At 65.3% G+C, this 20,918-nt stretch carries 21 protein-coding genes; 8 read left to right on the forward strand and 13 right to left on the reverse strand.

The genetic code is table 11. The features are described from left to right. The 7 genes from QF118_RS04780 to pcaD form a co-directional block, all read right to left on the reverse strand. A complete protein-coding gene (locus tag QF118_RS04780; RefSeq protein ID WP_282301502.1) occupies positions 1–1,425 on the reverse strand; it encodes an amidase in 1,425 nt (474 codons plus the stop codon). Next, a complete protein-coding gene (locus QF118_RS04785) occupies positions 1,409–1,708 on the reverse strand; it encodes an ArsR/SmtB family transcription factor (protein ID WP_282302409.1) in 300 nt (99 codons plus the stop codon). Before QF118_RS04785 ends, QF118_RS04780 begins: the two co-directional genes overlap by 17 nt. A gap of 98 nt (positions 1,709–1,806) precedes the next feature. Further along, positions 1,807–3,039: a mandelate racemase/muconate lactonizing enzyme family protein gene (locus tag QF118_RS04790; protein WP_282301503.1), complete on the reverse strand. Its 1,233-nt coding sequence runs from the start codon at positions 3,037–3,039 to the stop codon at positions 1,807–1,809. 145 nt (positions 3,040–3,184) lie between these two features. Then, positions 3,185–4,270, reverse strand: a complete 1,086-nt coding sequence (locus QF118_RS04795; protein WP_282301504.1) for a Zn-dependent alcohol dehydrogenase — start codon at positions 4,268–4,270, stop codon at positions 3,185–3,187. A 101-nt stretch (positions 4,271–4,371) separates the two neighbouring features. Further along, positions 4,372–5,697: a lyase family protein gene (locus QF118_RS04800; RefSeq protein WP_282301505.1), complete on the reverse strand. Its 1,326-nt coding sequence runs from the start codon at positions 5,695–5,697 to the stop codon at positions 4,372–4,374. Between the two features lie 27 nt (positions 5,698–5,724). Then, positions 5,725–6,435 (reverse strand): alpha/beta fold hydrolase, encoded by a 711-nt coding sequence (locus QF118_RS04805; RefSeq protein ID WP_282301506.1) that lies wholly within the window; start codon positions 6,433–6,435, stop codon positions 5,725–5,727. Between the two features lie 5 nt (positions 6,436–6,440). Beyond that, positions 6,441–7,226, reverse strand: a complete 786-nt coding sequence (pcaD, locus tag QF118_RS04810) for a 3-oxoadipate enol-lactonase (protein ID WP_282301507.1) — start codon at positions 7,224–7,226, stop codon at positions 6,441–6,443. Positions 7,227–7,334: 108 nt separating this feature from the next. Here pcaD and QF118_RS04815 point away from each other — a divergent pair, with 108 nt between their 5' ends. After that, a complete protein-coding gene (locus tag QF118_RS04815; RefSeq protein ID WP_282301508.1) occupies positions 7,335–8,597 on the forward strand; it encodes a SulP family inorganic anion transporter in 1,263 nt (420 codons plus the stop codon). Between the two features lie 62 nt (positions 8,598–8,659). On the opposite strand, the gene QF118_RS04820 is transcribed toward QF118_RS04815, so the two are convergent. Then, entirely contained in the window at positions 8,660–9,088 is a 429-nt protein-coding gene (locus QF118_RS04820) for an FKBP-type peptidyl-prolyl cis-trans isomerase (RefSeq protein WP_282301509.1), read from the reverse strand. A gap of 186 nt (positions 9,089–9,274) precedes the next feature. Between QF118_RS04820 and QF118_RS04825 the strand changes: the two genes are divergently transcribed. Together QF118_RS04825 and QF118_RS04830 are read left to right on the forward strand one after the other, a co-directional pair. Next, positions 9,275–9,952 carry a haloacid dehalogenase type II gene (locus tag QF118_RS04825; RefSeq protein ID WP_282301510.1) on the forward strand — a complete coding sequence of 226 codons (678 nt, stop codon included), beginning with the start codon at positions 9,275–9,277 and terminating at the stop codon, positions 9,950–9,952. Further along, positions 9,952–10,773 (forward strand): alpha/beta fold hydrolase, encoded by an 822-nt coding sequence (locus QF118_RS04830; RefSeq protein ID WP_282301511.1) that lies wholly within the window; start codon positions 9,952–9,954, stop codon positions 10,771–10,773. Before QF118_RS04825 ends, QF118_RS04830 begins: the two co-directional genes overlap by 1 nt. Before the next feature lie 63 nt (positions 10,774–10,836). Here QF118_RS04830 and truB read toward each other — a convergent pair whose 3' ends face one another. Then, positions 10,837–11,751 carry a tRNA pseudouridine(55) synthase TruB gene (gene truB, locus QF118_RS04835; protein WP_282301512.1) on the reverse strand — a complete coding sequence of 305 codons (915 nt, stop codon included), beginning with the start codon at positions 11,749–11,751 and terminating at the stop codon, positions 10,837–10,839. 129 nt (positions 11,752–11,880) lie between these two features. On the opposite strand from truB, the gene QF118_RS04840 reads away from it, so the two are divergent. Continuing rightward, positions 11,881–12,834 (forward strand): NAD(P)-dependent alcohol dehydrogenase, encoded by a 954-nt coding sequence (locus QF118_RS04840; RefSeq protein WP_282301513.1) that lies wholly within the window; start codon positions 11,881–11,883, stop codon positions 12,832–12,834. Positions 12,835–12,853: 19 nt separating this feature from the next. On the opposite strand, the gene metG is transcribed toward QF118_RS04840, so the two are convergent. The 3 genes from metG to QF118_RS04855 all read right to left on the reverse strand — a co-directional run bounded on the left by metG (position 12,854) and on the right by QF118_RS04855 (position 16,643). Next, positions 12,854–14,566, reverse strand: coding sequence for a methionine--tRNA ligase (gene metG / locus QF118_RS04845; RefSeq protein WP_282301514.1), 1,713 nt, complete (start codon positions 14,564–14,566; stop codon positions 12,854–12,856). Between the two features lie 69 nt (positions 14,567–14,635). Continuing rightward, the gene (locus tag QF118_RS04850) at positions 14,636–15,880 is read right to left on the reverse strand and encodes an MFS transporter (RefSeq protein WP_282301515.1); all 1,245 of its coding nucleotides are present in this window, start codon (positions 15,878–15,880) and stop codon (positions 14,636–14,638) included. A gap of 118 nt (positions 15,881–15,998) precedes the next feature. Then, entirely contained in the window at positions 15,999–16,643 is a 645-nt protein-coding gene (locus QF118_RS04855) for an ImuA family protein (RefSeq protein WP_282301516.1), read from the reverse strand. 115 nt (positions 16,644–16,758) lie between these two features. Here QF118_RS04855 and QF118_RS04860 point away from each other — a divergent pair, with 115 nt between their 5' ends. The 3 genes from QF118_RS04860 to QF118_RS04870 all read left to right on the forward strand — a co-directional run bounded on the left by QF118_RS04860 (position 16,759) and on the right by QF118_RS04870 (position 19,002). Next, entirely contained in the window at positions 16,759–17,799 is a 1,041-nt protein-coding gene (locus QF118_RS04860; RefSeq protein ID WP_282301517.1) for an aldo/keto reductase, read from the forward strand. Between the two features lie 192 nt (positions 17,800–17,991). After that, positions 17,992–18,186, forward strand: coding sequence for a hypothetical protein (locus tag QF118_RS04865; RefSeq protein WP_282301518.1), 195 nt, complete (start codon positions 17,992–17,994; stop codon positions 18,184–18,186). 231 nt (positions 18,187–18,417) lie between these two features. Beyond that, positions 18,418–19,002 (forward strand): hypothetical protein, encoded by a 585-nt coding sequence (locus QF118_RS04870; protein ID WP_282301519.1) that lies wholly within the window; start codon positions 18,418–18,420, stop codon positions 19,000–19,002. Here QF118_RS04870 and QF118_RS04875 read toward each other — a convergent pair. Next, the gene (locus tag QF118_RS04875; protein WP_282302410.1) at positions 18,999–19,862 is read right to left on the reverse strand and encodes a helix-turn-helix domain-containing protein; all 864 of its coding nucleotides are present in this window, start codon (positions 19,860–19,862) and stop codon (positions 18,999–19,001) included. The genes QF118_RS04870 and QF118_RS04875 overlap by 4 nt on opposite strands. 106 nt (positions 19,863–19,968) lie before the next feature. Between QF118_RS04875 and QF118_RS04880 the strand changes: the two genes are divergently transcribed. Further along, entirely contained in the window at positions 19,969–20,898 is a 930-nt protein-coding gene (locus QF118_RS04880) for a fatty acid desaturase (protein WP_282301520.1), read from the forward strand. Positions 20,899–20,918 lie beyond the last annotated feature (20 nt).

Here is a 20,918-nt window from a genome sequence, read left to right on the forward strand (position 1 = left end):
TCAGCCCGGAATCGGATCAATGGGCCTTTGGGCAAAGCCGATCCGCTCTTCCAAGACACGGGCGACTTGCAGCAGACGCGCCTCGCCCCTTGGTTGGCCGATCAACTGGATGCCGACGGGCAGACCGGTGTCGGTAAAGCCCAGCGGCAACGACAGGGCGGGTAGACCGCAAAGCGTTGCGGGATAGGCAAAAACCAACCAATCCAGATAATCGCGGCAGGGCACGCCGGCGACCTCGGTCGGGTATTCGACCGACTGCGGCAGGGGCGGCAAGCCGCTGACCGGGCAGGCGAGCACGTCAAAGCCCGAAAGGAAACCGCGCATGTCGTGGTAGATGCGGGTGCGGGTGGTGATCGCCTCGGCCACGTCTTCGGTGGTCAGGGCGCGGCCATCGGCGATGTTTTGTTGCAGCGTCGGTTTGTATTGGCGGGTGATCCGATCCGGGGTCTTGCGGGCCTGCGCCCAGAAACCCAGCGCGCGCAAGGTGCGAAAACAGGTGTCGGCGCCTTTCAGGGGCGGCCTGCAGTCCTGCAGCGTGACACCTTCGCCGCTAAGGGCGGCAAGGCCAGCGCGCAGGATACGCTCCATTTCCGGGGTCACCGGGGCCAACCCGCCGAGGTCGGCGGAAAAGCCGATGCGGATCGCGCCGGACGGGGCAAGGCAGGCATCCAGATAGCTTTGCGCCGGGGCCGGGTAGGACAGGGCCGAGACCGGGTCGTAGCCCGCCATGGCGTCAAGGAACAGCGCGCAGTCCGCGACGTTGCGGGCCATCGGTCCCTGAACGGGCATGGGGTCGAAACTGTCCGGCCCGCCGCCAAGGGCCACGCCGGGCGAGGGGCGCAGGCCGACGATGCCGCAAAAGCTGGCCGGGGTGCGCAGGCTGCCGCCAAGGTCAGAGCCGTGGCTGAGCCAGGTTTCCCCGGTCGCCAGCCCCACCGCCGCACCGCCAGACGATCCGCCCGCGTTCATCGCCGTGTTCCAGGGGTTCAGCGTGGGGCCATAGACCGGGTTGAAGGTGTTCGCGCCCGCGCCCATTTCGGGTGTGTTCGTCTTGCCGATCACCACACCGCCACGCGATTCGAGCCGCAGCACCAGCGGGTCCGAGGCGTCGGGGATGAAATCCGCCAGCGCCGGGGTGCCCCATGTGGTGCGCACGCCTTTGACCGGGGTCAGGTCCTTGATGCCGATGGGCAGGCCCGCAAGCAGGCTGCTGGGGTCGGCGGTCTTGGCGGCCTCATGGGCGCGTTCGGCGCAGGTGGCGACCATGGCGTTGATCGCCGGGCTGGTCTGCGCGATGCGGGTCAGGCTGGCCTCGATCAACTCGGCGGGTGTGACATCGCCCGCCTTGAGCGCGGCGATGGCCTGCCGGGCGGTCAGGCGGCACAGCTCGGGGCCGGTAAAGGTGGTTTCAGGCGCAGGCGCCATCGTCCCCCGCACAGAACATTTCATACAGCAGGCCGATCACCCGGCTCGTGTTTTCGTTGGCCAGGGAATAGTAGATCGTCTTGCCGTCGCGCCGGGTCTGCACCAGCCCTTCTTCGCGCAGGCGGGCCAGCATCTGGCTGACGGCGGCCTGACGGATGCCAAGCAGCTCTTCCAATTCGCCCACGGACTTTTCACCCGAGCCGAGGTGGCACAGGATCATCAGGCGGCCTTCGTGGGCCAGCGTCTTGAGAAAGGACGCCGCGTTTTGCGCGTTTGCGGCCATTTCATTGGGCGGTGCGGGTGGCTGTTGTACGTTCACGGCTCTTGTCACTCAAATTCCGATTGCAGCAACTATATCAGGGCGAAAGGCAAAAGGCGAGATCACGGATCGCTGGCCGGCGCGCCGCCCTGGAAATCATTGCCTTCGGCGTAATTGCAGGGCGCATCCTGCATTTCAAGGTGCAACCCGGTGCCGGTGTAAGGATGGGCGCGGGCCAGGGCTTCGTCGACGTCGATGCCAAGGCCGGGGGCCTGCGGGGCGGTGACATAGCCGTTTTCGACCTTGATCGTGCTTTTGATCAGCGCGTCGTGGAACGGGGTTTCGATGGTTTCGGCAATCAGCAGGTTGGGAATGGCGGCGGCCAGCTGGATGTTGGCGGCCCATTCGATGGGACCTGCGTACAGATGCGGGGCCATTTCGGCGTTGAAGCTTTCGGCAAGGGCGGCCAGTTTGCGGGCCTCCCAGATGCCACCGGCGCGGCCAAGGGCGGGTTGCAGGATCTTGGCGCCGCCGCTGCGCAGGACGGTAGCGAATTCGGCGCGGGTGGTCATGCGTTCGCCGGTGGCGACGGGAATGCGGACAGCCTGGGCGACGTGCTGGAATTCCAGCAGGTTGTCTGGTGGAATGGGTTCTTCGAACCACAGCGGGCTATAGGGCTCGATCGCCTGGCCAAGGCGGATGGCGCCTGAGGTGGTGAACTGGCCGTGGGTGCCAAAGAGCAGGTCGGCGCGGTCGCCCACCGCTTCGCGGATGGCTTTGCAAAAAGCGACAGAGCGGGTGATGTCGGACATGGCGGGCTGGTGGCCACCGCGCATGGTGTAGGGGCCTGCGGGGTCGAATTTCACGGCGGTGTAGCCGCGCGCCACGCAATCGGCGGCGGCCTCGGCGGCCTGATCGGCGCTGGTCCAGAAATCGGCCATTTTATGTTTGGGCAGCGGGTAAAGGTAGGTGTAGGCGCGGATACGCTCGTTCATCAGCCCGCCGATCAGCGCCCAGACGGGGCGGTCGCGCTGTTTGCCAAGGATGTCCCAGCAGGCGATTTCGAGGCCCGAGAAAGCGCCCATGACCGTCAGGTCGGGGCGCTGGGTGAAGCCGCTCGAATAGGTGCGGCGGAACATGCGTTCGACGTTTTCGGGGTTTTCGTTCAGGAAATACCGTTCGAACACGTCGCGGATCACGGCCTGCATGGCGGTGGGGCCGACAGAGGCGGCGTAGCATTCGCCCCAGCCGGTGATGCCGCAGGCGGTGGTGAGTTTGACGAGGATCCAGTAGCGCCCGCCCCAACCCGGCGCGGGTGGGGCGGTGACGATGATGTCGAGGTCTTGCAGTTTCATGTCGTGCGCTCCTTTGGGGTGGGGTTTTCGGATCGCTTGGGGGGGGGGGGGGGGCGGCGCGGCCCCCCCCCCCCCCCCCCCGGCCGGGGGGCTCGGCCCCCCGGACCCCCCGGGATATTTCGGGCAAACGGAAACAGCCGCGATGCTATTTGTCGAAGAGGATCACGTTGCGGCGGGCCTTGCCGGTTTTGGTGTCGGCGATGGCCTCGTTGATCTGGTCGAGCCGCCAGCGGTTCGAGACCAGTTCGTCGAGCTTCAGGCGGCCCTGCCGGTAGAGGTCGGCCATCCAGGGGATGTCGCGCTGGATCACCACGTCTCCCATTTTCGACCCGATCATCTGTTGGCTCATGTAGGCGGGCACGACCGGTTCGTATTCGGCCATGGCGCCAGAGGCGGGCATGCCGACCATGACCATGCGGCCGCCCCAGCCCAGATAGCGCAGCGAGTCGTTGTAGGCCGGGATCGCGCCGACGGTGACGGCGACGATGTCCGCGCCGCGCCCCAGTGCCTTGAACGCCTGTTTCCATGGTTCGCCCGAGGTGGCAAGGACACCGTGGGTGGCGCCGAATTCCATGGCGTCGTCGAGTTTTTCCGGGCTCATGTCGACGGCGACGATGCGGCGGGCGCCGCCGATGCGCGCGCCCTGAATGGCGTTCAGGCCGACACCGCCGGCACCGATGACAACCACGTCTTCGCCCGGGCGCAGGCGGCCTGCGTTCAGCACCGCGCCGATGCCGGTGATCACGCCGCAGGCCATCAGGGCGACGCTTTCGGCGGGCATGTCGTCGGGCATCTTGACGATCTGGGTGCTGTCCACGACGACGCGTTCGGCGAAGGCGCCGCAGTTCATCGCCTTGACCACTTGCGTTCCGTCGGCGCGTGTCAGGGGCGAGGGTTCGGGCTGTGCGCCTTCGCAGATCGTGGGTTTGCCGGTGGCGCAATTGGCGCAGCTGCCGCAGGACTTGATCAGGGTGACGACGACGCGGTCGCCTTTGGCAAAGCCGGTGACGCCATCGCCAAGGGCCGAGATGCGGCCGGCGGCCTCGTGGCCGTAGACGGCGGGCAGGTCGCCGCCCCAGGCGCCGTCCGCATAGGAAATGTCGGAATGGCAGATGGCCACCGCTTCGAGGGTGACTTCGACCTCGCCCCTTGTCGGCGCGCGCAGGTGCAGGTCCTCGATTTCAAGCGGTGCGCCGAAACCGGTGCACACGGCGGCCTTTACTGTGGTCATGCCATTCCCTCCCTGATCTTTTGCGGGCAGGGTGCGCCGGGCAAGGGGGGCTTGCAAGCCGGAAAACGACAGTGACGTGGCGGCGCGCGCCCTTGCGCGGATCAGCTTTCGGTCACAGCCTTGGCAAAGCCGCGCGCCTCGGCCGGGGCCTGTCCGGTCTGGCGGGCGGTGTCGAAGAGGTCGGCGGGCAGGTCGGGATAGGCGGCGCGGGCGATCTGTTCCAGCGGTTGTCCGGTATCGCGGGCCGTGTTGCACAGGTCCTTGGCGGCGGTTTGGGCCGCGGGGCGGGGCATCTGCGTGGCAAGGGCGAAGGACAGCGCCTCGGCCAGGATGAGACCGCCGGTGGCGTCGAGGGTTGTGCGCATGGCTTGGGCGTCGGCTTCGATGCTTTGGGCCAGGGTTTGGGCATGGGTCAGCGCGGCAGCGCAGGTCAGGACCAGTTGCGGCAGGGTCAGCCATTCGGTGAACCAGGCGGCACCGTCGCGTTGCTGGGCATGAATGGCCGCGCCCTGAAGCGTGGCGTTCAGGCCCTGCGCGTGGCGCGCCAGCGCGACCAGCACCGAAGGGGCCACGGGGTTCTGTTTCTGCGGCATGGTCGAGGAGGCGCCGGTGCCGCCGAGAGTGATTTCGCCGATGCCCGATTGGGTGGCAAGGATCAGGTCCTGCCCCATCTTGCCTGCCGCCAGCGTGGCGCGGGTCATCCAGTCAGCAAGGCGCAGGATCGGGGTGCGGTCGCCGTGCCAGCTATGGCCGGGATCGTGCAGGGCCAGTTTCGCGGCCAGATCGGCGCGGATCGCGGCCGGGTCGGGGCCTAGCGCCGACGCCGTGCCCGCCGCGCCGGACAACGAGACCAGAAGGCAGGTTTGCTTCAACTCGGGCAGGGTGTTTCGGGCGGTCAGCAGGGGCCAGCCCCATTGTGCGACCTGCGCGCCAAAGGTGGTCGGCGTGGCGTGCTGGCCATAGGTGCGGGCGGCCATGGGCGTTTCCGCATGGGCCTTGGCCAGCGCGCCAAGTCCGGTCAGGGTGCCGGTCAACAGGGTTTCGAACTGTGCCAAGGCCTGCCGCAGCCGCAGCATCAGCGCGGTGTCCTGAATGTCCTGCGAGGTCGCGCCCCAGTGCAGGTATTGCGCGTGTTCCGGCGCCTGCATCAGGCTGCGGAAGGCGGCGACAAGGGCGGGGGTGGACACGCCGTTTTCGCCGGTGGCCTGCGCCAGCCCGCCGGGGTCGATCTGCAGTTCGAGGCTGGCGCGGTGGATCGCCTTGGCCGACACTTCGGGGATCACGCCATGGGCCGCCTGAACCTGCGCCAACGTGCCTTCGACCAGCATCATGGCGCGGACCTCGGCGGTGTCCGAGAACAGGCGCGCGACATCGCCGGTTGGGAAAAGCGGGTGCAAATGGGCGCTGTCGAAGGGGGTGGCAGGCATGGGGGTCCTCGTCTGGTTGCCGCGGGTTTAGGTGGCGCGGGCGATCATGTCGAGCCTTTGCGCCAGCCCCGCCGGGTCAGCGAAGAAGGGCGAATGCGAGGTTGGCATTTCATAAACGTCCTGCGGTGGCAGCTTGGCGGCCATCCTGTCCTGCAATTCGGGCGGAATGGCGCGGTCGTCGCGGCAAAGGATGTAGCTGCGCGGCGGGGTGACACGGGCATCGTCCGGCAGCACGGTTTCCATCGGCTTGATCGGCTGCGGCGACAGGTGGCCCAGCGCAAAGGCGACGGTTTCGGGCGGGCAGTCGTGGTAGAACAGGTCCGGTGACATGGCTGGATCAAACGTCATGGTCACGCCGTCCGGGGCCTTGCGGATGGCGGGCACCAGCGGCTGGTGATCCGACAGGCGGCGCATGTCGGCCAGCGTCAGGCCGGGCCAGGGGGTATAGGCGCAGACATAGACAAGGCGCGTGATGTGCGCAGGGTCGATCTGCGCCGCGCGGCTGATCGGGTAGCCGCCCATGGAATGGCCGACGATGATTGTCGGGCCGTCCAGCGCATCAAGGATCGCCTGCGCATAAAGGTCCAGCGTGACCTGATCCGGGGGCGTGTCGTCCTGCCCGTGGCTGGGCAGGTCGATTGCGCGGGCGTCATGCCCCAGCGCGGCAAGCGCCGGGATCACGTCGCGCCAGGCCCATGCGCCGTGGCAGGCGCCATGGATCAAAAGAAAACGCGCCACGTGCCTCAGACGCCCTGTGCCTTGAGGAACTCGGTCAGGATGGCGGCGTATTCCTCGGGCTTTTCCACGCAGGGCAGATGGCCTGCGCCGCGGATCACCTTGGTGTCCGAGCCGGGGATCAGATCAGTGGTTTCACGCACCAGATCGGGCGGGGTCGAACCGTCTTCGGTGCCCGCGATCCCCAGCGCGGGCAGGCGCAGAGAGGCGGTGGTGCTGTAGAAATCGGTGCCCGCGATGGCCGCGCCGCAGCCGGTCCAGCCCTCGGCCGGGCAGTTCAGGAACATGTTGCGCCAGGCGTGGAATTGGTCGGTCTTGTGGAAGGGCGCGGAAAACCAGCGCTGCATGGTCGGGTCAACGACGGCCGCAAGGCCTCCGGCGTTCACCGCGTCGATGCGTTCGGCCCACATCTCGCGCGTGCCGATCTTGGCGCCGGTGTTCGACAGCACCACGGCGCGCACCAGATCCAGCCGCTTGGTCGCCAGCCCCTGCGCGATCATCCCGCCGATCGACAGGCCGACAAAGATCGCGTCCTTGAAGCCAGTGTGATCCATCAGCTTTTCGGTGTCGCTGATCAATTGGCCCATGGAATAGGGGCCCTTGGGGCAGTCCGACAGGCCATGGCCGCGCTTGTCAAAGCGCAGGATGCGCAGGCCTTGCGGCAGCAGCGGCAGGATCTGATCCCACAGCCGGAAATCGGTGCCAAGCGAGTTGGCAAAGACCACCGGCGTGCCGTCCTTTGGTCCGTCGATGCGGTAGTGCAGGCGCAACCCGTCCAGATTTGCCATATGCATGTGCGATCCTCCCTGATTTTTGGCCAAACTAGCGGGTTGGACCCAGCGCGGAAAGAGCCGATGCGGTTTTCCTTTGCGCGGCGGTTTTGGCGGGCGTAACGCTGGGGCATGAAACCCCAGATTCTGGAAACTTTGCCCGGTTATTCAGGGCGCGCCTTGCTGGCCGATGCGCTGGCGGGGATCAGTGTTGCCATGGTGGCCCTGCCTTTGAGTCTGGCCATCGCCATTGCCTCGGGGGCCGATCCGGCCAAGGGGCTGGTCACGGCGATTGTCGGCGGTTTCCTGATCTCGTTGCTGGGCGGCTGCCGGGTGCAGATCGGCGGGCCGACTGGGGCATTCATCGTCGTGGTCTTTGGCGTCATTCAGGCGCATGGCTATGACGGGCTGGTGCTGGCGACGCTGATGGCGGGGATCATCCTGCTGGTGGCGGGTTGGCTGCGTGCGGGCAACCTTGTGTCCTATGTGCCCGAACCGGTGATCAACGGCTTTACCATCGGGATCGCGGTGATCATCGCGACCAGTCAGCTGGGGGATCTGATGGGGCTGGGGGGCGCAGGTCTGCCTGCCGAGTTCTTTGCCAAGATCGGGGCGCTGTGGGCGGCGCGCGGCGGTCTGAACCTGTCTGCGCTGGGCATTGGTCTGGCCACGATGGTGTGCATCGTCGTGTTGCGCCGGGCCTTTCCACGGCTGCCGGGGTTGATCGTGGCGGTCGGAGTGACCTCGGCCATGGTCGCGGCGCTGGGGTTGCCGGTGGATACGATCCAGTCGCGCTTTGGCGATTTGCCCGCGACGCTGCCGCGCCCCATGCTGCCGCAGGTGACATGGGCGCGGGTGATCGAATTGCTGCCCTCGGCCTTTGTGATCGCCTTTCTGGCAGGGGTCGAATCGCTGTTGTCGGCCATGGTTGCGGACCGGATGATCGGCGGCAGGCACAGACCCAACGCCGAGGTGCTGGCGCAGGGCGCGGCGAACATCGGGTCGGCCCTGTTCGGCGGGTTGCCCGCGACCGGAGCGATTGCCCGGACGGCCACCAATGTGCGCGCCGGGGGGCGCACCCCGGTGGCGGGGATCGTGCATGCGCTGGTGATCCTGATCGTGATGCTGGTGGCGGCGCCCCTGGCCGGATACCTGGCGATGCCCGCGCTGGCCGGGCTGCTGATCCTGACCGCCTGGAACATGAGCGAGCCGGACAAATGGGCCAGCTACCTGCGGATGGATCGCGCCGATCTGGGCCTGTTGGCGCTGACCATGGTGCTGACGGTGGTGGCCGATCTGACCGTGGCGATCGGTGTCGGCGTGGCGCTGGGGTTGGCGCTGCGATTGCGCAGGCGCGGGGCCCATGCGGCGGACTGGACGCCGCGCGACAAATGAAAAGGGCGGGGGAAACCCCCGCCCTGCGTCATGGTATGTCGGCCCTGAGGGGCCAGATGGGATCAGGCGATTTCGACCAGTTCGATGTCAAACGTCAGGTCCTTGCCAGCCAGCGGGTGGTTGGCGTCAAGCGTGACTTCGGTTTCGGTCACTTCGGTGACGGTCACGGGCATGACCTGACCGGTGGGTGTCTGAACCTGAAGCTGGGTGCCGACCTCGAGCGGGATGTCGGCCGGGATTTCCGCGCGCGGCACCGCCTGCATGGCCTGCGGGTTGGGCTGGCCATAGGCCTGATCGGCGGGGATTTCGACCTGCTTTTTCTCGCCGACGGTCATGCCGGAAACGGCGCTGTCAAAGCCGGGAATGACCTGACCCGAGCCGATCTGGAATTCCAGCGGGTCACGGCCGGCCGAGCTGTCAAAGGTGCTGCCGTCGTTCAGGGTGCCGGTGTAGTGAATGCGAACGGTGTCGCCGGATTTAGCCTGCGTCATAGGGAATGCTCCGAATTGTTTGGGGGGTTCATGTAAGAGGCCGGGGCTTACCGGGTGCTCTTGTGCGGTTGGTTGTAAGGTAATGCCTGTGGCCGGTGATTGCAAACAGGCGGCAAAGGGGGGTTTTCGCGGGCGGTGCCGCGTGTCAGGTTGGCGCAAAGTTGCGCAAGGGAATGGGGCAAGCGGATGGCAATCAAGGTCTGTGTTTTCGACGCCTATGGCACGTTGTTCGACGTGGCGGCAGCGGCCCGCATCGCCGCCGCCGAGCCGGGGCGCGAGGCCCTGGCCAAGGTCTGGCCGGACCTGGCCGAGGACTGGCGGCGCAAGCAGCTGGAATACAGCTGGCTGCGGGCGGTCACCGGGGATTACGTGCCGTTCTGGCAGGTCACCATGGACGGGCTGGACTGGGCGATGGAGCGGTCGGGCCTTGATGATCCGGAACTGCGCGAACGCCTGCTGGCGCTGTACTGGGAATTGGCCGCCTACAAGGAAGTGCCGATGATGCTGGCCACGCTCAAGGCGCGCGGGCTGGCCTGCGCGATCCTGTCAAACGGGTCAAAGGACATGTTGGAGGGGGCCGTGGATCATTCGGGCGTGGGCCTGTATCTGGACGCGGTTTTGTCGGTCGAAGAGGTCGGCATCTTCAAACCGGCGCGCGCGGTGTACGACATGGTCGGGGCGCGCTTTGGCTGTACCCCGGACGAAGTGCTGTTCGTGTCGTCCAACGGCTGGGATGCGGCGGGTGCTGCGGGCTATGGGTTTCAAACCGTCTGGGTGAACCGGGCGGGCCTGCCGATGGATCGGCTGATGGCGCAACCCGCCCATGTACTTTCTGATCTGACCACCATTCCGGAGCTTGTCTGATGCCGCGTTTCTTTGCCTCTGACGGGGTTGCCCTGCACTATCTGGACGAAGGCGAAGGACTGCCGGTGCTGTGCCTTGCCGGGTTGACGCGGGACACCCATGATTTCGACTATGTCGCGCCGCACCTGAAGGGCGTGCGGCTGATCCGGATGGATTATCGCGGGCGGGGGCAATCGGACTGGGCCCCGCATCAGAGTTACCAGATCCCGGTCGAGGGGCGCGATGCGGTCGAGCTGCTGAACCATCTGGGGATCGACAAGGCGGCAGTTCTGGGCACCTCGCGCGGGGGGCTGATTGCCATGGTGCTGGCGGCGACGGTCAAGGACCGGCTGCTGGGGGTGGCGCTGAACGATATCGGGCCCGAGATTGCCGATGCCGGGCTTGAGGTGATCAAGGATTACCTTGGGAAACAGCCGCGATGGAAAACCTATGAGGAAGCCGCGACCAAACGGCAGGCGGCGCTGACTGCCTTTCAAAACCTTCCCGAGGGGCGGTGGTTGGACGAAGTCAAAATGCTTTATCGCGAGGGTCCGGAGGGGTTGCAGATTACCTATGATCCCAAGCTGCGTGATGCGGTGCTGGGCGGCGGCGCCCAGCCTGCGCCGGACCTGTGGCCGCTGTTCGATGCGCTGGCTGGGCTGCCGCTGTGTGCGATCCGGGGGGCGAATTCGGACCTGCTGTCCGAAGCCTGTTTCGCAGAGATGCGCAAACGCCGCCCCGACATGATCGCTGTTGAGGTTCCGGACCGTGGGCATATCCCGTTTCTGGATGAGCCCGAATCGCTGGACGCACTGACCCGCTGGCTGAAGATGCTGCGCTAGGACGTCGCGCGGCGCTGTTTCGGCTGTGCCGAAAGGCGCCCCGCCCGCCGTCCCGTCAGCGCCCTAGTCCTGCGCCTGCACGAAAACCCGGGTGGGATGCAATTCGCCTGCCTTGTAGACGCCGACCGCGATGGGCTGACCGTCGAGCGAGGCCCATGCCTCGTCGCCGTATTCCACGTCCGAGGCGATGACCATGCCGGGGTTGCCGTTGCGCAGGCGGGTTGCGCCTTCGGGGGTGGCCTTGAGCTCGGGCAGGTCGGCAAGACCTTGTTCGAGCGGGCGAATATAGGCGTTCAGCGCCGGGGTCTTGGCCAGTTCGTCGATCTGCTGAATGCTGATCCCGTCCTCGACATCAAATGGCCCGGACCAGATGCGGCGCAGGGTCAGCACGTGGCCGTGACAGCCCAGAACCTTGCCCAGATCGCGCGCGATGGACCGGACATAACCGCCTTTACCACAGGTCATTTCCAGCTCGACGTGGTCGGCGTCGGGGCGGTCGGTCATCACCAGTTCCTCGACCCAGAGGGGGCGGGCGGCGATTTCCATTTCCTCGCCGTCGCGGGCGCGTTTGTAGGCGCGTTCGCCGTCGATTTTCACCGCCGAGAATTGCGGCGGCACCTGCATGATGTCGCCGACAAACTGGTGCAGGGCTTCCTTGATCTGATCATCCGTGGGGCGCAGATCGCTGGTTGCGATCACCTCGCCTTCGGTGTCGTCGGTATTGGTCGCCTGTCCAAGGCGCACGGTAAAGCGGTAGGCCTTGAGCGCGTCGGTGATGTAGGGGACAGTTTTGGTAGCCTCGCCCAGGGCGATGGCCAGAACGCCCGTCGCCTCGGGGTCCAGCGTGCCGGCATGGCCGGCCTTCCTGGCATCCAGCGCCCAACGCACCTTGTTGACCACGGCGGTCGAAGTGATGCCAGCGGGTTTGTCGACCACAAGCCAACCGGAAATGTCGCGACCCTTGCGCTTGCGTGCCATGCTGTGTCCCCTTTGGATAAGGCGCGCGGCGTAGCAAGGGGCGCAGGGGCTGTCAATCGTGCGTTGACCTTGGACAATGTGCCGGGGTGGGGTGTGGCCTATGGTGGGGCGGTGAAAGGGGGGGCGGATATGAAGGCAATCGTTCACACGCATTACGGCGGGCCAGAGCAATTGCGGCTGGAGGACAGCCCGATGCCCGAGCCGGGCAAGGGGCAGATCCGGGTCAGGGTTTCGGCCTGTGCGGTCAACCTGTCGGATTGGGAATACCTTGTGGGATCGCCCTACTATGCCCGGATGGTGGGTGGGTTGTGGCGGCCAAAGCAGCCGGTTCTGGGGTCCGATATCGTCGGTCTGGTGGACAGGCTGGGCGCCGGTGTGACCGGGTTCGCGCCAGGCGACAGGATCATGGGCGATTTCGTGATGACGCGCGGCGGCTTTGCCGAATACGCCTGTGTTCCGGCGGCGCATGCGGTTGCGGTGCCTGACCTGTTGCCGGACGATATCGCCGCCTGTCTGCCGCAGGCCGGGGGCATTGCGGTGGCCGGGACCGAAGGGTTAGCACCGGGCATGCGCCTGCTGATCAATGGCGCGGGCGGCGGGTCAGGGACCATGGCGCTGCAACTGGCCAAGGCGGCGGGGGCGCATGTCACGGCAGTCGACAATAGTGGCAAGCTGGATTGGCTGCGATCGCTGGGCGCGGATGAGGTCATCGACTATCGCCAGCGCGACTGGGCCGATGGCGGCGAGAAATGGGATCGCATTCTGGATATGGTCGCGACGCGCGGGCCGCACCGGATTGCGCGGGCGTTGCAGTCCGGCGGCGTTTACAAGGCGGTCGGGGGCAATGTCGGCGTCTTGCTGGCGCTGGTTTTTGGTGGCGTGGCTTATCGCCTGCGCGGCAAATCCATCGGGATGTTGATGGTGCCATCGGGGCGCGCGTTGACACAGCGCGTGGCACAGATGGTCGTCGAGGGGCGCATGGCCCCGCATCTGGAGGGCGTGTTGCCCCTGTCCGAGGTCCCGGGCGCATTGCGGCGCACCGGGATGGGCGAAGTAAAGGGAAAGCTGGTGATCCGGCCCTGATCTACGCCTTGGTCAAAGGTCAGCTGCGCACCCCGGCAAAGCGTTCCTGCCACTCTTCCCGCTCGGTATCGGTGATCTTGCGGAAGGTGACTTCGGGCACGGTAAAGGCGTGGCCCTCGGGCATGACAGACAGCGCGGCGGCGATGTCGTCGGGCCAGTCGGTGACGTCCGATTGCATGGCCGCCTGCAGATCGGCCGAGGCATCGGGGATGAAGGGGGCCGAGATCACCGCGTAAAGCCGGATCAGGTTCAGGGCCAGACGGATTTGCGCGGCGGCCTGATCGGGATCGGTCTTGAAGGTGGTCCAGGGCGCGACCTCTTGCAGGTATTCGTTGCCCAGGGCCCAGGCCGCGCGCAGGGCGGCGGCGGATTTGCGGACCTCGATGGCCTCCATATGGCCTTCGTATTCGCGGATTTTCGCGGTCAGATCGGCGATCAGCTGGTCTTCGCGCGGGCCATAGGTGCCGCCCGCCGGAACCGCTTCGGAGAATTTCGAGCGACAGAACTTGGTCACGCGCGAGGCAAAGTTGCCCAGCACATCGGCCAGATCCTTGTTCACCGAGGTCTGGAAGTTTTCCCAGGTGAATTCGCTGTCCGAGGATTCCGGCGCGTGGCTGAGAAGCCACCAGCGCCAGTAGTCGGCGGGCAGGATTTCAAGCGCCTGATCCATAAAGACCCCGCGCCCGCGCGAGGTGCTGAACTGGCCGCCGTCATAGTTCAGGTAGTTGAACGACTTGATGTAATCGACCAGCTTCCACGGCTCGCCCGAGCCAAGGATCGTGACCGGGAACGACAGGGTATGGAAGGGCACGTTGTCCTTGCCCATGAACTGGGTATAGCGCACGTCGTCGGCGCCTTTGTCGGTGCGCCACCAGCGTTCCCAATCGGTGCCCTTGCCCGCCTCGACCCATTCGGCGCCACAGGCGATGTATTCGATGGGGGCGTCGAACCAGACGTAGAACACCTTGCCCTCCATGCCGGGCCAGGGGTCATCACCCTTCATCACCGGCACACCCCAATCGAGATCGCGGGTGATGCCGCGATCCTGAAGGCCATCGCCGTCGTTCAGCCATTTCTTGGCGATCGAGGTGGTCAGGATTGGCCAGTCGGTTTTGCTGTCGATCCATTCCTCAAGCTGGTCCTTCATCTGCGACTGGCAGAGGTACAGGTGCTTGGTCTCGCGCATTTCCAGATCGGTGCTGCCGGAAATGGTTGAATGCGGGTTGATCAGGTCGACCGGGTCCAGCTGCTTGGTGCAGTTGTCGCACTGGTCGCCGCGGGCGCTGTCGAACCCGCAGTTGGGGCAGGTGCCTTCGATGTAACGATCCGGCAGGAAACGGCCATCTTCCTTGGAGTACATCTGCTGTTCGGTGACTTCGCGGATCAGGCCGTTTTCGGCCAGTTTGCCGGCGAAATGCTGGGTCAGCTTGTGGTTTTGCGGGCTGGACGAGCGGCCAAAATGGTCAAAGCTCAGCCGGAACCCCTTGGCGATGTCAGCCTGCACTTGCCACATTTCGGCGCAGTAGTCGGCCACCGGTTTGCCGGCCTTGGCGGCGGCCAGTTCGGCGGGCGTGCCGTGTTCGTCGGTGGCGCAAAGGAACAGCACCTCGTTGCCGCGGGCGCGCAGGTAACGGGCATAAAGGTCGGCAGGCAACTGGCTGCCCACAAGATTGCCAAGGTGCTTGATCCCGTTGATGTACGGAATGGCGGAAGTGATCAGGTGCCGTGCCATGGTACGCCTCTTTGCCGGTTTGGACGGTGCTTAGCGCAAGGGCGCGGCAAGGGGAACAGGGTTTTGGCGCTACGGCTTGTCGGGTTTGTCTGGTTTGTTCTCGCGGAACCGCGACATCAGCCGCCCGACGGTAAACGAGGTGCGCGGCGAATAGATATAGGCGGTGCGTTCCTCGGCGGCGGGGCGGGCCCGCATCCGGATGATGCCAAAGACCACAAGCACCGCATGGCCGACGCCGATCATGGTGAACAGGGCGGGCGGGCCGTACCACTGGATCAGCTGGGCGGCGATCCAGGGGGCGGCGATTGCGCCGGTCGCGTACCAGAACATCAGCGCCGCCGACAGTTCGACCCGTTCATGGGTTTCGGCAAAGTCATGGGCATGCGCCGCCGAGACCGAGTAGATCGGAAAGGTCGTCAGGCCGAACAGCGCGGCATTGGCCATGATCCAGCCGGTCGACAGGTTGGTGGCGGTGGCGGTCAGGATGCAGCTGCCGATGGCCGCGACCGACAGCCAGATCAGCACGGTGCGCCGGTCGAATTTGTCCGCCAGCCATCCGACCGGCAGTTGCGAGGCCGCGCCGCCAGCGACATAGGCCGCAAGGAACACCGCGATCTGCGATGTCGCCAGCCCGACCTCGGTGCCATAGATCGGGCCGACCATGCGGAACGAGGCGCCCGACAGGGCCGACACCAGCACGCCGGCCACCGCCAGGGGCGAACGGTTCCACGCAAGGCCCGGGGTCAGGCGCGGAGCCTCGGGGGTTTCGGGCTGGTCCAGCCGGGTCAGCGTCAGCGGCAAAAGCGAGGCCGAACAGAAGATCGCCAGCAAGGTGTACGAGGCGTAATGCGCCGGTTCGAGCACCGAGATCAGCAGTTGCGCCACCAGCGATGCGCCGATGTCCGCCACACGGTAGGCGCCCATGGCGCGGCCGCGGGTTTCGTTGGTGACCTTGGATTGCAGCCAGGCCTCGATCACGGTGTAGCAGCCTGCCACGCACATGCCCTGGGCGATGCGCAGCGCGGCCCAGGCGGGCGGGCTGTCGGTCAGGACGTGGCCAAGGATGCCGATGGTGCCCAGCGCGGTAAAGGCGGCAAAGCCGCGTGAATGGCCCACCGATCCCATCAGGCGCGGCGCCCACCAGCAGCCGATGAAAAAGCCCAGGAAATGCGCAGAACCCAGCAGGCCGATCTGGGTGGTCGAAAAGTTCAGGGCAAAGCCGGACAGCGCGTCCAGCGGCCCAAGCCCCCCCGAGGAAAGCTGCAACAGGATGACTGACAGGAACAGCGTGGCAAAGGAAATGATCAGGCGCATGGGGCGATACAAGCAGCGGGGCGGGGGGATGTCACTACTCGAAGCGACGCGGGGTGTCGTTTTGGGGGTCACCTTGCGTTAAGCCCGGGTCGGCAGGCTGGCGACGGTCCAGGCGGGGTCAGCCGCCAGGGCCAACGGCCTGCATGGCGGGGCTGGGTCCCGTTTGCCCCTTGGCCACGGGGCCCAGCCTGCCGTTTTCCAGCATCCAGACCTTGGGCGGCAGCATCCGTGCGCGCATCCGTTCCAGCCGCCAGACATCGCGCCCGGGCTGGTGTGCGGGTTCCAGGCTCCAGCGGGTTTCGATGCCTGCGGCGCCGCCGCGTCCGGGTGTCAGGATCAGCCCCAGCGGCTGGCGCATGCCCAGCCCCGCGCCGGTTTCGGCGGCCAGGTGCAGGCGGCGCACCGGGGTCATGGGGGGCGGTTCGGGCAGTTCGGCGATGACGGTGGAAACGCAGCCGGCGCGCAGCACCTCTTCCATGCACCACAGCAGGTCGGTGGCGTTGCGCGGGGTCAGAAAGGTCACGCGCCCCGGGGCGATCAGCGGCACCATGCCGTCAGGGTTCAGCCCCGCGCCGCCGCGTGGGGGCGCGATCCAGAACACTTCGTTCCCGGCCTGGGCCGCGATCTGCAGGGCCAGCGTGCGGCGCGCGCGCCCGCAGATCTCGTGCACCCGGGCATAGGGCAGCTGGACCTCGTCCCACAGGCTTAGCGCGGGGGGCGGTCGGTGCGGGCGACGGCGCAGAAGGGGATCGGCAAGACTCATGTCGGCAAGGATACATGTTCTTATTTTGTTCTCAAGCGTTTTGGCGTCGGGCTTGGCATTCGGGCACAGGGAGCTATGGTCACGCGCAAAGCCGACAACACATTGGAGAAACACGATGAGGATGAACCTGCTGGGCCGGTCGGGCCTGAAGGTGTCAGAGCTGTGCCTGGGCACCATGACCTTTGGCCGCCACACCGCCGAGGCTGATGCTCACGCCCAGATGGACAGGGCGCTGGACGGTGGGATCAATTTCATCGACACCGCCGAGATGTACCCGGTCAACCCGGTTCAAAAGGAAACCGTGGGCGGCAGCGAAGCGGTTCTGGGCAGCTGGTTCGAAAAGACCGGGCGACGCGGCGACTGGGTGCTGGCCACCAAGATCACCGGCAAGGGCAACCAGCAGGTGCGGGGCGGTGCGCCGATCACCGCCGATATCCTTCCGCAGACCATCGAGGCCTCGCTCAAGCGGCTGAGGACCGATTACATCGACCTGTACCAGCTGCATTGGCCCAACCGCGGCAGCTATATGTTCCGCAAGAACTGGAGCTACGATCCTTCGGATCAGAACCGCGAGGATACCTTGCAACACATGGCTGACGTGCTGGGCGCGCTGGACCGCGAGGTCGAGCGTGGCACAATCCGGCATTTTGGCCTGTCGAACGAAAGCGCCTGGGGCACCGCCATGTGGCTGCAGATGGCCGAGCGGGTCGGCGGCCCCCGCGTCATGACGATCCAGAACGAATATTCGCTGATGTGCCGTCTTGCCGACACCGATCTGGCCGAGCTGATGGTGAACGAGGATGTCGGTCTGCTGCCGTTCTCGCCCTTGGCGCAGGGGCTTTTGACCGGCAAGTACCAGCAGGGCATTCCCGAGGGGTCGCGCCGCGTCGACAACCCCGATCTGGGTGGGCGGATGACGGACCGGGTGTTGCCCGCGGTGCAGGCCTATCTGGATGTTGCGCGCGATTTCGGGCTGGACCCGACACAGATGGCGCTGGCCTGGTCGGCGCGGCGGCCCTTTGTCGCCTCGTCAATCTTTGGGGCGACACATCTGGATCAGCTGGAGCATGCGCTTGGCGCGGCTGACCTGACCCTGAGCAAGGAACTGTTGGAGGCCATCGACACGGCGCACAAGGCGCATCCGATGCCCTATTGAGGCGGCAATGGCAGAAGCCCAATGGCAACCTGTTCCAACGCATGGTGACGCCCGGCGATTTCTGCTTTACCCAAGGTCTCGCGCGATCCACCCTGGCAGTCGGATTGCACAATGATCAGCCAGTCTTGGACCAAAAGGCTGGCTGAAAGGCTTGGAAGGCATCGAGATAATTTCGTTCCCATGAAGACGCCCATGAAAAACATCCTTCTTTATGAGGACGAGCACCTGCAGTGCATCCACCAGCCCGGCACAAGGGACGAAGGGGTAATCGTGACCTTCAGCGAAATGATGATGCGGCCCTATCCAAATCATGACATCTGGGCAGGAGAACCCATTGCCAAGCTGGGCTATGCAGGGATCGGATTCGTCGCCAAAAGGCAGAACTGATTTCCGGAACAATCGGTTTCGAACACGCTGAAGGCCGTGCGAAAGATCATAAACCCATACCCCAAAAGGATTGGCTATGGGTTCAGCATGGGCGCCTGGGCAATCCTGTACTACGCAAAACGTCTTGGCCTGGATGCCGCCGTCGCCTTTTCCCCGCAGTATTCGATAAACCCCGAGGAAATCGAAGATCACAGGTTTTCCCAGTACTTTGATCCGGCCCTGAATTCCGGGATGGCGATCCGGCGCGATAGCGGGGCTGCGATGAACGTCGTTGCCTGCGACCCCGCAGACAGGGGCGATTGGGAAAGCGCCACCAAAATCTGCGACCGCATTGACGCCACCCTGGTGAAGCTGGTGAATGCCGGGCATGGCAGCGTGAAATGCGTTTCCAGAACTGCCATCTTTGGCAACATCGTTACCGCAGCCCTGTCCAACGACCCCGTGGCACTGGCTGACATCGTCAGGCAGACCCGACGCAACGCACCGGCCCGGGCGATCACGATTTCGCACGGCATTGCCGCCAGGAAACCGCGTACCGCATTTGCGATCTATACCAAATACAAGGCTCTGTTTCCGGTCGCCCACAGGGCATCGTTTCTGTTCAAGTTGCGCAAATCCGCCCTTAGACGGCAGTGTTTTCGGGAAATGGCCGCGATCTATGACAGTCAGAAACACTCCCATGGATATCTGGCGGTTCTTGCGCTGTTTCTGAACGACATGGGGCGCAAGCCCGAGGCCCTGTCTTGCCTGGAGCGGGCCATCGCCTTGCACGATCAGCCCTCTTACCATTTCCTAAAAAAACAGATTTCCGGCTAGCCCGGCAGCCCTTGCTCCAATGCGCGCAGGTGGTCGGGCAAGGCGCGCGAAGTGGTGCTGGCCTCTTTGACCAGGTGGTCGAAGTGGTTCGTAAAGGTGTTGATCCGCTCGGTATCGCGAAAGGCCAGGTAGTTCTGACCAAGGTAGAGAACTGCCAGCAGCGGGCCGAAAATGGTGATCGGCGCGGAATACAGGCGGCGGGCGTCGAAAAGGTAGATCCGCAGCCGGGGATACAGCGCCTCGGACAGGGCGATCAGGTGGCGCAGTTGTTCGCGCCGGGCGGCGGCGGGCAGCCCGTCGTAATAGCCGGTACCCTTTGCAAAGCTGTCGAGCTCATAGATCGGCATGGCGATTTCATAGTCAGAACGCGACGTGCGCATCCAGTTCAGCCGGTCGGTCGCGGCGTTGATCGCCTGTTCGGGGGTGCGCCCCAGGTGGGGGCCGTATTCCCATTCGAGCACGGCCTGGGTTTTCAGCATGTCGGGCAGGGTCGCGGGGACATAGCGGATCTTGTAGCCGTCGGCCTCTCGGTGCCAGTCAAAGATGGCGTCGTCGATCAGGGCGCGCGGGGCTTGCGACACGGTCATGGAACTGGCCAGAAGGTCGGCGGCGCGTTCGGGCCGGTCCGACAGGCCCAGCAGCCAATCGCTCGACACCCCCAGCGCCTGTGCGCAGGCCCCGACCAGATGGGCATTGGGCAGGCGCGCCCCATCGTCCTTGAGCAGCTGCGAAATGGTCGAGCGATCCACCTGGATCGCGCGGGCAAGGGCGGTCTGGTTGCTGCCTGCGCGGGCCATGGCCTGCGCCAGACGGGTGCGCAGCAGGGCGGCGCGTGTACGTTTGTCGATCAAATGCGGCATGAGGTGATAAATATCACGCATTGGTGGATTTGTTAATCAAATACGGAATTCCCCGAAGGCTCACATTCCCGTTACCTGAGCGAAAGAGGTCAGGGAATTCAGGCAATTGGAAAAGAACCGGGCACGCGGGGCCAGTCTGGGGCAAAGGCTGCGCACATTCGAATGGCCGACGCTGGCGCTGTTGGCGCTGTGTTACCTGCTGTGGGGGATTGGCACCACTTGGGCGGCCGCGCTGTGGTTGCCGCTGGGCATGGTGTTCGTGTCGCTGTCGGCGGCGCTGCATTCGTCGCTGACGCATGAGATGCTGCATGGCCATCCGTTCCGGTCCCGGTTCTGGAACGGGGTACTGGTGTTTCCGGCCTTGTCGCTGGTGGTTCCCTATCTGCGGTTCAAGGACACGCATCTGGCGCATCACCGGGATTCCGTTCTGACCGACCCCTATGACGACCCCGAAAGCAATTATCTGGACCCGGCACTCTGGGCGCGGCTGCCGCGCTGGCGCAGGGCGCTGCATCGGGCAAACAATACGCTTGCCGGGCGGCTGGTCCTTGGGCCTATGCTGGGAACCATCAGCTTTGTCGCCGCTGATCTTCGCGCGGTCCGGGCGGACGACAAGCGGGCTCTGCTGGGCTGGCTGCTGCATGTGCCTGCGGTCGCGGTGGTCGTGTTGTGGATGCTGGCGGTGGGCCAGATGCCGTTTTGGGCGCTGGGCGTGGCCACCTACGCGGCGCTGTCGATCCTCAAGATCCGCACCTTTCTGGAACATCAGGCCCATGAGCAGGCGCGCGGCCGCACGGTGATCATCGAGGACAAGGGGCCGCTGGCGCTGATCTTTCTGAACAACAACCTGCACGTGGTCCATCACATGCATGCCGCCGTGCCGTGGTATCACCTGCCGCGCCTGTATTATGCCAACCGCCGCAGATACCAAAGCCGCAACGAAGGCTATGTATTCCGGTCCTACGCCCAGATCTTTCGACAGTATTTCTGGCGTGCCAAGGACCCGGTTCCGCATCCGCTCTGGCCAAAGCCGTAAAGCGCGGGCATAGCGGGGCG

The sequence above is a fragment of the Tropicibacter oceani genome (genome assembly GCF_029958925.1).
In the GTDB taxonomy this organism is placed as follows: domain Bacteria; phylum Pseudomonadota; class Alphaproteobacteria; order Rhodobacterales; family Rhodobacteraceae; genus Pacificoceanicola; species Pacificoceanicola oceani.

What these genes read in the sequence shown, in the direction of transcription:
- QF118_RS04780 (WP_282301502.1), bottom strand. Translation starts at nt 1,425, where the DNA reads ATGGCGCCTGCGCCTGAAACCACCTTTACCGGCCCCGAGCTGTGCCGC.
- QF118_RS04785 (WP_282302409.1), bottom strand. Translation starts at nt 1,708, where the DNA reads ATGGCCGCAAACGCGCAAAACGCGGCGTCCTTTCTCAAGACGCTGGCC.
- QF118_RS04790 (WP_282301503.1), bottom strand. Translation starts at nt 3,039, where the DNA reads ATGAAACTGCAAGACCTCGACATCATCGTCACCGCCCCACCCGCGCCG.
- QF118_RS04795 (WP_282301504.1), bottom strand. Translation starts at nt 4,270, where the DNA reads ATGACCACAGTAAAGGCCGCCGTGTGCACCGGTTTCGGCGCACCGCTT.
- QF118_RS04800 (WP_282301505.1), bottom strand. Translation starts at nt 5,697, where the DNA reads ATGCCTGCCACCCCCTTCGACAGCGCCCATTTGCACCCGCTTTTCCCA.
- pcaD (WP_282301507.1), bottom strand. Translation starts at nt 7,226, where the DNA reads ATGCATATGGCAAATCTGGACGGGTTGCGCCTGCACTACCGCATCGAC.
- QF118_RS04815 (WP_282301508.1), top strand. Translation starts at nt 7,335, where the DNA reads ATGAAACCCCAGATTCTGGAAACTTTGCCCGGTTATTCAGGGCGCGCC.
- QF118_RS04820 (WP_282301509.1), bottom strand. Translation starts at nt 9,088, where the DNA reads ATGACGCAGGCTAAATCCGGCGACACCGTTCGCATTCACTACACCGGC.
- QF118_RS04825 (WP_282301510.1), top strand. Translation starts at nt 9,275, where the DNA reads ATGGCAATCAAGGTCTGTGTTTTCGACGCCTATGGCACGTTGTTCGAC.
- QF118_RS04830 (WP_282301511.1), top strand. Translation starts at nt 9,952, where the DNA reads ATGCCGCGTTTCTTTGCCTCTGACGGGGTTGCCCTGCACTATCTGGAC.
- truB (WP_282301512.1), bottom strand. Translation starts at nt 11,751, where the DNA reads ATGGCACGCAAGCGCAAGGGTCGCGACATTTCCGGTTGGCTTGTGGTC.
- QF118_RS04840 (WP_282301513.1), top strand. Translation starts at nt 11,881, where the DNA reads ATGAAGGCAATCGTTCACACGCATTACGGCGGGCCAGAGCAATTGCGG.
- metG (WP_282301514.1), bottom strand. Translation starts at nt 14,566, where the DNA reads ATGGCACGGCACCTGATCACTTCCGCCATTCCGTACATCAACGGGATC.
- QF118_RS04850 (WP_282301515.1), bottom strand. Translation starts at nt 15,880, where the DNA reads ATGCGCCTGATCATTTCCTTTGCCACGCTGTTCCTGTCAGTCATCCTG.
- QF118_RS04855 (WP_282301516.1), bottom strand. Translation starts at nt 16,643, where the DNA reads ATGAGTCTTGCCGATCCCCTTCTGCGCCGTCGCCCGCACCGACCGCCC.
- QF118_RS04860 (WP_282301517.1), top strand. Translation starts at nt 16,759, where the DNA reads ATGAGGATGAACCTGCTGGGCCGGTCGGGCCTGAAGGTGTCAGAGCTG.
- QF118_RS04865 (WP_282301518.1), top strand. Translation starts at nt 17,992, where the DNA reads ATGAAAAACATCCTTCTTTATGAGGACGAGCACCTGCAGTGCATCCAC.
- QF118_RS04870 (WP_282301519.1), top strand. Translation starts at nt 18,418, where the DNA reads ATGGCGATCCGGCGCGATAGCGGGGCTGCGATGAACGTCGTTGCCTGC.
- QF118_RS04875 (WP_282302410.1), bottom strand. Translation starts at nt 19,862, where the DNA reads ATGCCGCATTTGATCGACAAACGTACACGCGCCGCCCTGCTGCGCACC.